The sequence below is a fragment of the Psychroflexus aurantiacus genome, from assembly GCF_010820555.1.
GTDB classification, from domain to species: domain Bacteria; phylum Bacteroidota; class Bacteroidia; order Flavobacteriales; family Flavobacteriaceae; genus Psychroflexus; species Psychroflexus aurantiacus.
In genome coordinates, this window is the sequence record NZ_JAAIKD010000002.1 from 281,592 (window position 1) to 296,209 (window position 14,618).

At 45.3% G+C, this 14,618-nt stretch carries 14 protein-coding genes; 7 read left to right on the plus strand and 7 right to left on the minus strand.

What is annotated here, in order from left to right; all coding sequences use genetic code 11:
* Positions 1-98: 98 nt before the first annotated feature.
* Both G3567_RS04010 and G3567_RS04015 read right to left on the minus strand, forming a co-directional pair.
* A complete protein-coding gene (locus G3567_RS04010) occupies positions 99-710 on the minus strand; it encodes a porin family protein (RefSeq protein ID WP_164004037.1) in 612 nt (203 codons plus the stop codon).
* A 65-nt stretch (positions 711-775) separates the two neighbouring features.
* Positions 776-1,084 carry a hypothetical protein gene (locus tag G3567_RS04015; RefSeq protein ID WP_164004038.1) on the minus strand — a complete coding sequence of 103 codons (309 nt, stop codon included), beginning with the start codon at positions 1,082-1,084 and terminating at the stop codon, positions 776-778.
* A 267-nt stretch (positions 1,085-1,351) separates the two neighbouring features.
* Here G3567_RS04015 and G3567_RS04020 point away from each other — a divergent pair, with 267 nt between their 5' ends.
* On the plus strand, positions 1,352-2,236 hold the full coding sequence (locus tag G3567_RS04020) for a PPK2 family polyphosphate kinase (protein WP_164004039.1): 885 nt from the start codon (positions 1,352-1,354) through the stop codon (positions 2,234-2,236).
* A gap of 261 nt (positions 2,237-2,497) precedes the next feature.
* Here G3567_RS04020 and G3567_RS04025 read toward each other — a convergent pair whose 3' ends face one another.
* From G3567_RS04025 to G3567_RS04040, 4 genes are all read right to left on the minus strand, one after another.
* Entirely contained in the window at positions 2,498-3,976 is a 1,479-nt protein-coding gene (locus G3567_RS04025; protein ID WP_164004040.1) for a carboxypeptidase-like regulatory domain-containing protein, read from the minus strand.
* Positions 3,977-4,360: 384 nt separating this feature from the next.
* Positions 4,361-4,561 carry a helix-turn-helix transcriptional regulator gene (locus G3567_RS04030; protein WP_164004041.1) on the minus strand — a complete coding sequence of 67 codons (201 nt, stop codon included), beginning with the start codon at positions 4,559-4,561 and terminating at the stop codon, positions 4,361-4,363.
* The gene (locus G3567_RS04035) at positions 4,558-4,836 is read right to left on the minus strand and encodes a hypothetical protein (RefSeq protein ID WP_235923464.1); all 279 of its coding nucleotides are present in this window, start codon (positions 4,834-4,836) and stop codon (positions 4,558-4,560) included. The genes G3567_RS04030 and G3567_RS04035 overlap by 4 nt, the downstream gene beginning before the upstream one ends.
* 322 nt (positions 4,837-5,158) lie before the next feature.
* Positions 5,159-5,842, minus strand: coding sequence for a peroxiredoxin-like family protein (locus G3567_RS04040; protein WP_164004043.1), 684 nt, complete (start codon positions 5,840-5,842; stop codon positions 5,159-5,161).
* Positions 5,843-6,323: 481 nt separating this feature from the next.
* On the opposite strand from G3567_RS04040, the gene G3567_RS04045 reads away from it, so the two are divergent.
* The 4 genes from G3567_RS04045 to G3567_RS04060 all read left to right on the plus strand — a co-directional run bounded on the left by G3567_RS04045 (position 6,324) and on the right by G3567_RS04060 (position 11,357).
* Entirely contained in the window at positions 6,324-7,856 is a 1,533-nt protein-coding gene (locus G3567_RS04045) for an alpha/beta hydrolase-fold protein (RefSeq protein WP_164004044.1), read from the plus strand.
* Positions 7,857-8,181: 325 nt separating this feature from the next.
* Positions 8,182-9,534, plus strand: coding sequence for a dihydroorotase (locus tag G3567_RS04050; RefSeq protein WP_164004045.1), 1,353 nt, complete (start codon positions 8,182-8,184; stop codon positions 9,532-9,534).
* A 5-nt stretch (positions 9,535-9,539) separates the two neighbouring features.
* Positions 9,540-10,499 (plus strand): L-threonylcarbamoyladenylate synthase, encoded by a 960-nt coding sequence (locus G3567_RS04055; protein ID WP_164004046.1) that lies wholly within the window; start codon positions 9,540-9,542, stop codon positions 10,497-10,499.
* 9 nt (positions 10,500-10,508) lie between these two features.
* The gene (locus G3567_RS04060; RefSeq protein ID WP_164004047.1) at positions 10,509-11,357 is read left to right on the plus strand and encodes a DUF6671 family protein; all 849 of its coding nucleotides are present in this window, start codon (positions 10,509-10,511) and stop codon (positions 11,355-11,357) included.
* Between the two features lie 39 nt (positions 11,358-11,396).
* On the opposite strand, the gene G3567_RS04065 is transcribed toward G3567_RS04060, so the two are convergent.
* Positions 11,397-12,020: an HIT family protein gene (locus G3567_RS04065; protein WP_317164158.1), complete on the minus strand. Its 624-nt coding sequence runs from the start codon at positions 12,018-12,020 to the stop codon at positions 11,397-11,399.
* 3 nt (positions 12,021-12,023) lie between these two features.
* Here G3567_RS04065 and G3567_RS04070 point away from each other — a divergent pair, with 3 nt between their 5' ends.
* Both G3567_RS04070 and G3567_RS04075 read left to right on the plus strand, forming a co-directional pair.
* The gene (locus G3567_RS04070) at positions 12,024-12,332 is read left to right on the plus strand and encodes a hypothetical protein (protein WP_164004048.1); all 309 of its coding nucleotides are present in this window, start codon (positions 12,024-12,026) and stop codon (positions 12,330-12,332) included.
* A 12-nt stretch (positions 12,333-12,344) separates the two neighbouring features.
* Complete coding sequence (locus G3567_RS04075; protein WP_164004049.1) at positions 12,345-14,435, plus strand: M28 family peptidase; 2,091 nt, start codon at positions 12,345-12,347, stop codon at positions 14,433-14,435.
* Positions 14,436-14,618: the final 183 nt, after the last annotated feature.

Here is a 14,618-nt window from a genome sequence, read left to right on the forward strand (position 1 = left end):
ACCTATAGCTTAATTTATCAATTATCATTTTGAATTTTTACACAGACTAGGCTTATCAGAAAAAAGATCAATCTGATTTGCGCTTTTCTTTTTATTGCTTAAAACTCAAAGGCCACATAGGCCTGAAATGTTGAATTTCTGGCTTCGATTCCTGAAAAGCTAGCAAAATCATTTGCTATAATATTTGGCAGTCCGTAGTAATATCGTACGCCTATGACAAGCGGAGCCAGATGGGTGTTTGCACCTACCGCGAGTCCATAATCAAAGTCCTTAAAATTGTCGGTACTGATGTCATCAGAAAAAGAAGAACCCCCAAGGGTTTCCCCGGAAACATTAGCGTTTAGCAAGTACGAGGCATAGGCCCCAGCTTCCAGGTAAAGCAAATCGCCAATGCTGAAAGAAGCTAATATTGGCAATTCCAAATAGCCCAGAGCCAGTTCGGTTTCGCCATTGCTGCCTTCCAGTTTGGCTCCTTTCCCAGAATAGCCCAGTTCGGTTTGCAGGAAGAGCACTTCGCCTACCAGCGGCGTTCTGGAATACAGGCTAACATGGAGACCGGTTCGCAGGTTTTCGTCATCTACATTCTCGGTAAAAAAGTTTGAAAAGTTAAGTCCGCCTTTTATTCCAAAGCTGCTTTCCTGTGCCTGGGTGCTGTACGTGATAAGACCTAACAGTAAGGCATAGGAAAAATGTTTTAATGTGTTGTTCATCTTGAAAATGTGTAAATGTGAATTAAATTAAAATGGAGTTGAAGTCAGAGACTTCGGTATAAAAATTACAGGTGTTTTTCTCCTAAGAGTTCACCTTCGCTGTCAAACTTCAAAATACTGACCCTTTCTTCTGTGGTGAAGTAACAGTTGAAGAAGGTCTGATTTCGAAATGTTATTTTTTGGATTTTTATAAAATTATCAGGAAAATCTGCATACAGCTGACCGAGATCAGAGGTTTTATAATCTGAATCCAGTTGGGTTATATTTTCGATTTCAACCTCTTCCAGACCTCTGGAGGTATTCAAGGTTAAATGAGATGTCCCGGCGCTTGTAAAATTCGCCAGGTCTTCTGTTATGTCAAATGTCTCATTCATAATCCGTGTTTTGTATACCTGAAGCAAAGTTAAGCAGTCTGGTGCGTAATCGAATTTGATTTAATTGTAATTTATGATGAAAATTCAACTTTTCTTAAATTAAATACAATGCAATGCTGCTTTCTTCGTGTTTTTTCAGGCTGTTCTGAATTTAAAAGCGTGAATCTTTCCAGATTTAGGCCCCAACTCTGGTATTCCCGAGTTCATTTCCTTATTTTGCTAGTTCCTATTTATGAAAAGCCAAGTATAATGTCTTAACTCTGTTCTATGGAATTACCACCTATAAAAGTAGAAGGCCCCGTACATTTAAGTGATTTTCCCACAAAAATCAATCACAACTCCAGCAAAACGTCCTTAAAAAAACAGCTTAAGCAGGAAAGACGAGCCCTTGGCAAGATGCAAAACACACTGTATGCCCATGGTAAATATTCGGTGTTGATCTGTATCCAGGGCATGGACACCTCGGGCAAAGACAGCTTAATCCGTGAAGTCTTCAAAGACTTCAACGTGAGGGGCGTCGTTTCTCATAGTTTTAAAAAGCCTTCAGCGCAGGAGATCAATCATGATTTTTTATGGAGACATTACAAAGCCTTACCCGCTCGAGGCAAATACGGGGTGTTTAACCGGTCGCATTATGAAAATGTCCTGATTTCTAGAGTCAAGCCCGAAATCGTTCTGAATGAAAAGATTCCGCATATCAACAGTTTGGAAGATATCACCCCTGCTTTTTGGAACAGCAGGCTCGAGCAAATCAATCATTTTGAAAAGACCATCCACCAGAATGGCTGCATCCTTTTCAAGTTTTTCCTGCATATTTCTAAAGACGAGCAGAAAAACAGGCTGCTGAGGCGACTGAACAAACCCAGTAAACATTGGAAATTTTCACCGGAGGATCTCAAAGACCGTGAACTTTGGGATGAATATACGCACTGTTATCAGGAAGCTATTAACGCAACGTCAACAGCGCATGCCCCCTGGTATATCATTCCGGCAGATTCTAAGCCTCATGCCCGGTTACTGGTCGCTAAAACCATCAAAGAACGCATGGAAACCTATACCGATATTCAAAATCCAAGTCTTCCCGAAGCGCTTCAGGATCAGATTTCAGATTATAAACAGCAGCTATTATCAAAAGTCAAGGGTGAAGGGTGAATAGAAGAACCGGGAGCCACGAAACATGAAACACGACTTATTTACGACTCATTTAAACAAAGTCAAGATTTGTATAAGTTTCAGAATTTCAGCGCGAATGGGAAATGCAGAATAATCGAGTTTAGATCACGTGGGTTTTCGAACCCTGGCAACTCCCGAAATGCTTCAGCCTGAACAGTAACTGTTTAGAATATGAACGTTATCTTGATAACAGTCATTTTACTTTAGATACATAGATTTAAGAAACAAACTTGCCGGTATCTATTTATAATCCTTAATCGCTTCGGTAGCTTCTATGATGTTGTAGTCTTTCCAGTAGCCGGTATCATATTTCTCCACTTCATCGATAAGGATATAGTCTTCAAAACTCAGATCATTTTTAAGTTCCGGAACGATGTTTTGGTATTCAACCCCTACATATTCTATAGTTTCGATTAAATTGAACTCCATCTCAAACTCGAAGGTCAGTTTTTTACGCTTGCTTCGGTTGGGATGGTTTTCTTTAAAAGAAAGACTGCGGTTGATATAGGCATAATCCCCGTTCGTTTGTTTGATGTATTTTGGATAGTAGGTATTGTCGCTGTTTTTAGAAAAAATCAAAAACCCGCTATCGGCAAAGGTGTTTGCTTTTATCCCCAGGACAAATTTCAAATTCACACTCATGGCTTTTCTTCCTTCTTCCAGGTCATAGGTATAACTCACCATACCAAAATCTCTGGTGTTGATATACAGATCTCCGACATATTTCCCTTTCCTGCGGTCGGGGGTAAATCGAATGTGGTAGCAAGGCTGGCCGTAAGCTTTGGTTACTCCTACCAATTCATACGCATAGTATTTTGGAGAGGTGAAAAAGTCATTTTCAAATTGTATAGCATGCTTCTTATAAGATTCGCTACGCCAGGCGTTTTTATGGCGAAGAGTATCCGGCAGTTTCAATTGATCTTCTTCCAGGTCTTCAAGCATGTCGTTAAGCGATAAATCCCTGTCCAGAGGAATGATTCCTGATTTGACTTTAAAGGAATTGGGAGATTCCAGACTTTTTAGAAGCTCCAGAAAAACCTGATTTTGGATATCTTCTGTATCAAACGTGGTCTTCCTATTGATTAAATTGAGCGCCTTTTGGTAATGATTGATTAAGGTATCTTCAAAGGCATAAATATCGGTCAGACGTTCACGATAGGACGTCGATGAGGTTTGAGTAATCTTTTTCCCCAGGTTCCTTATATTCTCATTCATTTTCTGACGTTCGGATCTGTTCAGAAAAGAAGCTTTTTCTACATCGATTGCAAAGGTTTCGGCTTTGTAATCATTATTTGACCTTAAAAACACCTGGACTCTGGCATTACTGAGCTGATGATTTTCTTCCGCCTTGGCTATGAACTTTTCAAGGATATCTTCAGCCGTTAACTGCTTGTCAAATAATAAAACTTCGTCCAGTGCATAGGTTGCAGGCTTCAAACGGATCACCTGCTCGTCTTCAAAATCCTTCAACGGAATCTCAAGCCTTTCAAAGCCCATGGATGAAAAAATGATCGGGGAGTCCGTATTGGTGGTTTTAAGCTGAAGTACAAAATAGCCTTCCGCATTGGAAATTACCCCGTAATTTTCGCCAAGCTGCACGGTGACAAAGGGAATGCCTTCCTGATTGCCGGCGTCCACCACACGCCCCCGAAGGCTTTGTGCCTGCAGTTGAATACTAAAAATGCTTAGGAGCAGAACAAGGCTAAAACTGAATTTCATAGGATTGGTTTTTGGTTAGACGGTGGATGTGAAGGATTGTTACAATAAGTTTCTCCAGGGATCCCGATCATCAGAGCCTGTCGACATGACATTTCCGGTGGCTTCGATACAATTTCACTAGCGTGAAACCACTCAGCCACCAGTGTTGGAGTTGGTCATTGAGCCTGCCTGCGTTAACTAGGAAGGCAGACTCAGCCCAGTAGTTTCAGAGTCCAACCGTTTTTAATATCGTCTTAGTCTTGATCTAGATTTTTTATCAAAAATCAGCAATCAAAATTCACCACTCACGACTACCCTCTCACCACTCCCATCTCCCCTTACTTCAACTTTGTTCAGTACAGGTGGGAAGAAGCCTGTTGATAATATTTTGACCTGCATTGCTTTTTAGGACGAGGCTTCGTAAATAAAAATCTCCTCAATATCCGTTTTAAAAAAGCGGGCCAGTTTAATAGCTAACATCAAACTTGGGTCAAATTTTTCTTTTTCTATGGCATTGATGGTTTGTCGGGAGACCTCTACTGCTTTGGCCAGCTGTTCCTGGGTAAGGTCATTCTGCGCACGTAAAACCTTGAGTTTGTTTTTCATGTGTAGCGTTTTCTGATGATGAGCAAACTGACCATGTAGGTTATCCCAATGATCCCGACCAGAAAACCGATTTCCGCATCGGCAGCAATCAAGTTGGTCGTATCGAGTAGCGAATAGGTGATCCCGATGATAACGGTTAGGCCCAAGGTAATCCCCAAAGCCTCAAGTTGAATCTTACGCTGTAGCTCATCCAAACTATTAAACCAGTTGCGGTTGGCAATAATCATGGCAATGCCATTGACAAAGTTCAATCCCACAAAGAGGATAGTGAGCATTTGGTGGTCGTCCCAGATAAAAATGGGACCAAAGGTGGCAAGCGCCAGTGTAGCAACCCAGGACCAGGTCCATCCCGCTAAGTTTAAAATTTTTTTTCTACTATTTTCCATTTTGAAAAGTAATTAAGATTATACATTATGTAAATAAGACTTTACAAAAATATATCAATAATTTGAAATGTAAAGTTTAATTTACATTTATTTTTAAATTAAAATCAAAATGACTGGTTCTGCTGGATTTACATCCGATGGGGGGAGCTTGATACTGGACCGATTTAAGAGATAAATCGGGTAATTTCCAAAGATTAACGACTACGAATTTTCATTTTTTAGGCAAATTTTTCAAAATATCATCTACAGAGGCTCGCTGATTGTAATCCGGATTGAAATGTTTATAGATAATTTCACCCTGGGTATTGAGGATATAGGTAGCCGGTACGGGTAAGATGGCCTTTTGGCTTGTATTTGTTTCGCTTATTGAGGCGTTTAGATTTGTTTGGATCATCTCCTGATATTCCTCAGTGACTTCAAAAAGCACATCAAAAGCCTTCATGACAGACCCGTCCGTATCGGACACCACCGTAACATTCAAACCCGTTTCATTTTTTGTGGTTTCTATGTTTTCATAAGTTTCCGGTGTTACGGCCAGAAGCCTGGCCCCTGTTGCTTTAAGCTCATCACTCCGTTCCGAAAATTTAGATAAATACCGACTACAGGACGGACACCAGTAGCCTCTGTAAAAGATAATGACCAAAGGCTGGTCTTTATAAAGTGAAGCCAGGCTCATCTGCTCTCCCGCAGAGGTAGTCATTAGGAGCTCTGGGGCTTTATCCCCTGTGTTCAGACCCTTAGGCTGATTCGTATCGCTTATGCCAAATTGCTTAAGAGACCGGGGTTGTGTTACTAAAGGATTTGTTTTTACTTCCTCGGATGCATCCTGAACGCTGTTTTGTTTACAGGCACTCAGGCACAGCAGTAAAGACAGAAAAAAGAAAGGTGTTTTCATAAGTTGAGGTTTAATAGATAAGCTCAAAGGGCTTAGACCCTGCAAAGTACTAAATTCAACATTATTTTTTTAAAAGTCAGAGCATAATGCTTTAGCCTGAGTGATCAGCCTTTGTCAAGGTTCAAGGGTTAAAGGTGAAAGGTGAAGGGTGAGCAGAAGAAGCAGGAGTCAGGAAACATGAACCAGGAGCCACGACTTGGCTTCGATATATCTACGATATCTGTCGGGACACCCACCTGCTAGGCATTCGGACAGGCTCAGCTCCCAGCACGTTCAGAGTCCAATAGTTTTTATCATCGTCTTCGTCTACGTTTTTATCAAAAATACACAATCCCCAATCAAAAATCTCCACTCCCGTTTTCCCATACTTCGGCCTGACCCAGCCACCAGCGCATCGAGAACTCGGCTTAAAGCATCAAAAAAATAGAGGAATGCCATTAAAACTTTTATACCTATTTTTATCTGGTTTAAAATCAATACTATGAAAAGCCTGGTTCTATCCTTTCTGCTCCTTTTAGGAGCTGCAGTTTCTGCTCAACATCCAACCTCCGAAATGAGCTTTGCGATAACCGTTTCCGAAGAAGTGAAATCCGTTTTCCAGCCTGAGGGTCGCTTGTTTATCTACGTTTCTGAAGCTGAAGAGCCTGAGCCCAGATTTTCTTCCGTTTTTGGTGATGGATATAAATTTGCTAAAAACATTCAGGGATGGGACAGCAGTCAGGTGCTCAATCTGGAGGGACATGATGAATTGATCACCACCGCAGACTGGGACTTTAGCGCTGTACCTGAAGGGGAGTATTTCGTTCAGGTGCTTTGGAAGCAAAATGACGAATCGCGAAGCAATACGCCACATAATCTATACAGCAGACCTGTATTTATTCAGCTGGAAGGCAACCAACACGTGGACATCGCCTTAACTGAAATCATCCCTGAACGCAGCCTTGTCAGTCATGACTTAGTGAAGTTTTTTACCTTCGAAAGTGAAGTGCTTTCCAACTGGTGGAATAAATCCGTTTCCTTAAAAGCCTCTGTATTGTTGCCCTCGGGATACACCATGAATCCAGATCAAAACTACCCTGTACGTTATAATATCGGAGGCTACGGATCGCGGTACACCCGAGTCAATGCGTTAGCAGAGGATTCTGAATTTATGGACTGGTGGACAGGTCCTGAGGCGCCACAAATCATTACGGTGTTTTTAGATGGGGAAGGGCCCTTTGGCGATCCTTATCAGCTGGATTCTCAAAACAGCGGCCCTTATGGAGAAGCTTTGATCTCCGAATTGATTCCTCGTCTTGAAAAGGAATTCCGAATAACAGGTTCGGCTAACACCCGGTTTTTAGATGGCTGCTCTACAGGCGGATGGGTTTCCCTGGCCCTGCAATTGTTCTATCCGGAACATTTTAACGGGTGCTGGTCCTACAGCCCGGATCCTGTAAGTTTTCGGCATATGCAACTGGTGAATATTTATGAGGATGACAATGCATTCTATAACGCTGCAGATTACCTAATTCCAAGCATGAGAGATGTCTATGGAAATCCCAGGTTTTCCATTAAACAGGAAATCACCGACGAAAATGTCCAGGGCTATTCCAATACCTACACGACTTCAGGTGGCCAGTGGGGCGGATGGAATGCGCTGTACAGCCCAAAAGGTGAAGATGGTTTGCCAAAACCCCTTTTTGACCATGAGACCGGAGTTATAGACAGCACTGTTGCAGCCCATTGGAAGCATTACGACTTACTGAAATATACCCGGGATAACTGGTCGAGTCTGGGTCCTAAAATACAGGATAAGATTTACATCTGGATGGGCGATATGGATAATTTCTACCTCAATAACGCGATGCGGTTGTTTGAAGCTTATTTAAATGAAACCTCTGCTCCTGAATCCAACGCTGAAATTGTCTTTTCTCCCATGAAAGGCCATTGTACGGACTATTCTCATCGAAAGGTTTTGGAACAAATTCAAAAGAGATTGCTTGCGCTGGAGGCAGTAGAAACAGGGGAATGATGGTGTTAGTGGCTCCGATACGATTCTCCTACCTTCGAATCTCTTAGTCACCAGAGGTCCACATGGTCTTTGCTTTTGCCTGAATGTCTTTGGCGGACAGGTCAGCCCCCAGCACGTTCAGAGTCCAATAGTTTTTATCATCGTCTTGGTTTTGGTTTTAGATCTTAAATCAGCAATCCCTAATCTCCAATCAAAAATCTTCACTCCCACACCCCAAATGAAGTCAGTGGAAATTTTAGGTTTTAGATAAAAAGCATATTTTTATCCGCTGTTAGCGGTGCCGTGGGCCGCTGCTTAAATTCACACCCATTCAAGCTTTAAACACATGAATCAGGATATTTTAATTAAAAACGCTAGCATCATCAACGAGGGGCGCTCTGTCGTTGGCGATGTGCGGATTTCAAACGGACGCATACAAAAGATCGGAACCCTGGAGCCTGAGGGCGAAGTCCGGGTCATAGATGCCACGGGTAAGGTCTTACTGCCGGGGATTATAGATGCGCAGGTGCATTTCAGAGATCCGGGACTGACGCACAAAGCCGATTTATACACCGAAAGCAAAGCGGCTGTGGTCGGAGGAGTCACCTCCTTTATAGACATGCCCAACACCGTCCCCAATACCTTAAGCCTGGAACGTCTGCAGGAAAAGTTTGACATCGCAGCCGGGAAATCCCTGGCCAACTACTCCTTTTTCCTGGGGGTGAACGGCGATAATATCGATGAGGTCCTCGCGATGGATACCAGTCAGCTGATTGGCGTGTCGGACGATGGCCTGTACTTTACTAAAAAAGGAAACCTGCTGGCCGATAGCCCTGAAAAAATGGAGAAGCTGTTTGCCAACTGCAAGTCCATCATCGCCATTCACTCCGAAAAAGAAGAAATCGTGGAGGCCAACGAAGAGGCCTTTAGAGAAAAATACGGGGAAGATCTCCCGGCTAAGTTTCACCCGCTCATCCGCAGCGAACGCGGCTGTTTCGAAGCTACTGAGCGCGCCATCGCCATCGCTGAAAAGCACAAAGCCAGGCTGCATATTCTTCACCTGACGACCGAAGCCGAGACCCACCTCTTTCGGAATGATATTCCCCTGCAGGAAAAAAACATCACCACCGAAGTCTCGGTGCATCACCTGTGGTTTTCGGACCGGGATTACGAGCGTCTGGGCATGCGCATCAAATGGAACCCCGCCATCAAGACCGAAGCAGACCGAAAAGGCCTTTTAAAAAGTTTGCTGGAGGATAAAATTGACCTGATCACCACCGATCACGCACCGCATACTCTGGAGGAAAAGCAACAGACCTATTTCAAATCCATGTCGGGAGCTCCCATGGTGCAGCATTCGCTGAACTGCATGCTGGAGTTTTATAAACAGGGACTGATTTCCCTAGAGAAACTCGTGGAGAAGATGTGCCATAACCCGGCGATTCTCTACGACATGACCCATCGCGGCTATATCCGCGAGGGCTATTATGCCGACCTGGTTCTGGTCGACCTAGACAGCCCCTGGACGGTAGCTAAAGACAATATTCTCTACAAATGCGGCTGGTCGCCGCTGGAAGGCACTCTCTTTCAGACTCAGGTGACCCATACCTTTGTCAACGGGAATCTCATCTACGATTCGGGGACCTTTCACGAACAGGCCTACGGGCTGCCCATCGCCTTCGGGTCTAAATCGAAGTAACTTCTATGAGCATAATCTCCAGCGACATCCACAAAGCCATCGCCCTCTTGAACCAGGAGGAGGTGGTAGCTATTCCTACAGAGACCGTCTACGGACTGGCAGGAAATATTTACAGTGAAAAAGCCATCCGAAAGATTTTTGACGTCAAGCAAAGGCCCTTATTCAATCCCTTAATAGTTCATGTGCATGCTGTCGATCAGCTGGAGGCGCTGGTGAGTGAATTTCCCGAAAAAGCCCGACTGCTGGCTGATGCCTTCTGGCCGGGTCCGCTGACCCTGATTCTCAAGAAAAAACCCAGCGTCCCCGATCTGATCACCGGAGGCAAAGACAGTGTGGCGGTAAGAATTCCCCGACATCCTGTGACTCTGGAGCTGCTGCGGCATCTGGATTTCCCGCTGGCGGCCCCCAGTGCGAATCCCTTCAACCGGATCAGTCCAACGTCTTCCAAACATGTGGAAGCCTATTTTAAGGACCGCCTCAAGCTGGTGCTGGAAGGCGGCGACTGTCAGGCAGGCATTGAATCCACCATCATCGGTTTTGAAGACGGGGAGCCCGTGCTGTACCGACTCGGTTCCATCGCGGTGGAGGAGATCGAGCAGGTGGCAGGTCCGCTCAGCATCCGGAACAAAAAGGAACACGCTCCCGAGGCGCCGGGCATGCTGGCAAAGCATTACGCCCCGCAAACCAAAACCCTCCTGGTGGAGGATATCGACAGCTTTATACAAAACACCGACTATGCCAGGATAGGCGCTATCAGTTTTTCTGAGTACGTAAAAGGCCTGGAAGAGGAAAGGGTTCAGGTGTTATCGCCGGCCGGAGACCTCAAAGAAGCGGCGTCTAACTTATACAGCGCCCTGCACAAGCTGGACAGTCTGGGGCTGGACATTATTATCGCCCAGAGGTTCCCGGAGGAGGGGCTGGGGAAATCCATCAACGACAGGCTGGAACGCGCCACCTCCTCATAATCCTGTAGCATGCCCAAGCCCGTATTTAAAAACAGAAAACTTCTCATCGCCACCAAACACGGCAAGGAAAAAGTCATTGCGCCCATTCTGGAAGCCGCTTTGGGGGTGAAGTGTATCGTTAATGAGGACTTCGACACCGACAGCCTGGGTACCTTTACCGGCGAAGTAGAGCGGGAGCTGGACCCGGTGGCCAACGCCAGGCAAAAATGCCTGATGGCCATGGCGCAGAGCAACTGTGACCTGGGCGTGGCCAGTGAAGGCTCTTTTGGAGCGCATCCCTCGCTGTTTTTCGTGAATGCCGATGATGAGTTTCTGATGTTTATAGATCAAAAAAACAAGCTGGAGATTATCGTCCGGGAGCTGAGTATGGAAACCAACTTCAACGGACAGGAGGTCCGCAGCCTGCAGGAGCTCACCGACTTCTGTGAGCGGGTGAAGTTCCCTTCGCATGCCGTGATTCTGCGTGCCTCCAAAACCGATACCGCTCAGCTGGTTAAAGGCATCACCGACACCGCCCGTCTGGAAGAAGCGTTTCATGCTCTACTTAAGACCACCGATACTGTCTACGCCGAAACCGATATGCGGGCGATGTACAACCCCACCCGGATGCAGGTCATACAGGCCGCAGCCCAAAAGCTGGCTGACAAGATAAACTCCTGCTGCCCCAGCTGCGAAACGCCCGGCTTTGGCATCACCGCAGTGAAACCCGGTTTAGCCTGTAAACTCTGCGGCTCGCCCACCAAATCCACTCTCAGCCATAGCTATACCTGCCAGGACTGCGAGTATACCAAGGAAGTGAGGCATCCCCACGGAAAAACCTTCGAAGACCCCATGTACTGCGATTATTGCAATCCCTAGGCTTAAGTAAGACCTGCGTTTCTTAGCAGAGACAGTCAATCAATACCCCTTCTTCCCGGGAATCATGCCTCTTACCCCACCACGCGGATGTTCCACATCGCCTGTATACCGAGAGATGATGTGGATATGAATATGTGGAATGGTCTGACCGCCTGCGTCGCCGATGTTGATGCCAATGTTAAAGCCATCGGGATTGAATTCGTGCTGTAAGTCCGCTTTAATCAGGTTCACCAAAAACCAGCAGGCGGACTGCTCCTTAAAGCTGAGGTCAAAATAATCAGAGACTTTTCTTTTGGGAATGACCAAGGTGTGACCTTCAGAAACGGGAAACTTGTCCCGAAAGGCAAAACAGCTGGCCAGTTCACCCACCTGCTGCTTGGGTTCCAGGCGTTCAAAAAACGGACTCACTTCCGCTTGGTTTTGGTTTAGATAGCAGTAATGCTGGTACTCATAAATTTCAACAGTATCATTTTTAAACAGACTTTTAAACGGTAAAATGACATTGGTTTGGTACGTCTGTACCTTATGGATAAAGTGCGTTCTAAAACCGGGTTTTGTGATATCCCGCCTGACGCTGAAGTAGGCCTTGCCGCCAAACTTTAAAAGTTTTGAGACCTGATACAACACCCGGGCCTGCTCCTGGGCCTGCAGGACGTTCAGCACATAATGGCAGAGAATCGTATCGAATGTTTTCTCGGGATAGACCGGGAAATAATGCGGGTCGTAGCCTGTGATGTCTATGCCTTTGGCAGGCGGGTGTACCGACAGTTTTCGTCGGGATGTATCGAAATGACCTTATCGAGAAGTGGCTTGGATACATTTCGATTTTACTCAATGCGACGAAATTCTCCTATCGTCTTCGTCAAAGTCTTCGTCCAGGTCTTCGTCCAGGTCTTCGTTTTAAATCAACAATCTCCAATCCTCACCAGCTTCTGCCACTTAAATTTTTTCCGTAAATTCAGCACCAAAATCTAAACGCCCTACACCATGAAAGGATTTCTTTTCAGTTTCAGTTTACTTATAGCAGCAACACTACAAGCCCAGGATCTTACAGGCTATAGTCTCGAAGCTTCCAGAACACAACTCGAGCTCGAGACCCGGTTTCGGGAAAGCATAGATAGCACCCGGTTCAAATCCCATCTCAAAACGCTTACCGAACACCCGCATATCGCAGGGACGCCTGCCAATGAAAAGGTGAAAGATTACATCGTCAAAAGCATGAGTCAGGCGGGCTTGGATGTGGAGAATTATCCTTACGACATCTATATGAGTAGTGGTCCTGGAGAATCTTTGGTAGAAGTGATGACACCAGAGTCCATAGTTCTAGACCAGCAGGAAAAAGCCTTAGCCGATGATCCGTATTCCAGTGATCCCGGACTGGTAAAAGGCTGGAATGCCTATTCGGGGAGTGGAGATGTCACTGCTCAGGTGGTGTATGCCAATTACGGCACCAAAGCTGACTTTGAAAAATTGGAAGACCTCGGGATATCCGTCGAAGGTAAAATTGTGATTGCCCGGTATGGAGGTAACTTTCGGGGATATAAAGCCAAATTTGCCGAGGCTTACGGCGCTGCTGGACTCATCATTTATACCGATCCCAAAGACTCTGGCTTTACCAAAGGTTTAGTTTTTCCAGACGGTGTGTATTACAACGACAGCGGAATCCAACGCGGCTCTTTGCTTACTGCCGACTGGACCGGAGATCCTTTAACGCCTTACGAACCGGCTTTGCCTAGAGACGATAAAGATTCCCCAGAGCGACTTGATCCTAAAGATGTGGGCTTACATACCATTCCCGTAACGCCTATTTCTTATGGCGCTGCCGATCACATTTTCAAACATATGAAAGGGGAGGCCGTTCCGCAAGACTGGCAAGGGGGCTTACCTTATACTTACAGACTGCAAGGCGGCTCAGAATTGACCGTCAGGTTAAAAGTTGATCAGCCTAAAAAATTCACTGAAGTTTATAATATTGTAGGGACGCTAAAAGGCAAAACCTATCCAGATGAGTGGATTATTTTGGGCTGTCACTACGATGCCTGGGCGTTTGGAGCTACAGACCCCAACTCAGGTACGGCGATGCTCTTGAGCCTTTCCGAAACTTTGGGTAAGATGGCCAAAACCGGCAACCGACCAGAACGCTCTATTTTGATTGCGCATTGGGATGCCGAGGAACACGGAGTCATTGGTTCCAGCGAGTGGGTGGAGCAGTTCAAAGACGAGCTGAAAGCCAAAGCCGTGGCCTATATCAACCTTGATGCAGCGGTGTCGGGTAAGAATTTTGGGGCCTCCTCGTCACCAAGTCTCAAAACGGTTCTCGCGCAAGCGACCAAAAAAGTCGATTACCCATATACCGAGGAGACGGTTTACGAGCACTGGTCTAAAGACAATGACGAGCCAAGCATAGGTAACCTGGGCGGTGGTTCAGATCACATAGCCTTTTATATGCACGCCGGCGTGCCTTCTCTTAGTGGTGGCACCAGGGGGCCGACCTTATACCACACCAATTACGACGACTTCTACTTTTACGAAAACTTCGTTGATCCCGAATTCCAAATGGGACCTACCGTGGAAGCGGTCATGGGCACCCTCAGTCTGCGCCTGGCCAATGCGGCTATACTGCCCTACGATGTGGTGAAGTATGCTACAGATTTAGACATGCACTTTAAAAATGCCGAAAAGCAGGTAAGGGGGTTTTATTCTGATTTTGCCGGATTTAAAGCTTCAACTTCTGCGATATCCAGCTTAGAGGCGACTGCCAATCTTGTGGCGAAAGCCTTTGAGGAACAGCTTCAAAACGGAAACCTAAGCAAGAAGAAAACGAAACGATTGAATGCTAAGCTACTGGCTTTGGAAAAAAGCTTTTTATATGATGAAGGCATGCCTTACGGCGACTGGTATAAGTCCCTGTATGCCTCTTCCGATCCCTTTAGTGGCTATGCCTCTTGGATACTGCCAGGCCTTCAATACCAAATCGAAATGGAAAATAAAGACAAACTTTCTGTGTGGGATGAACGTTATGCCGATGCGATTTCCCACTTAAACGCCAAGCTGGTTGATATTATGGAGAGTTTGTAGTGGGGAGTCTTGAGTTGAAAAGTTGGAGTGTTTTCTGATTTTAGTTTCATTGTAAAATGACACTAATCGAGCATTCGGATTAAGGCTTTGATTTTCAGTTGCATCTAATCGCTGCATATTCTACTATCAGAGATTCTAATAGATCAATCAAAAACAGTGATTTCAAAAAAGATAATCAGATGA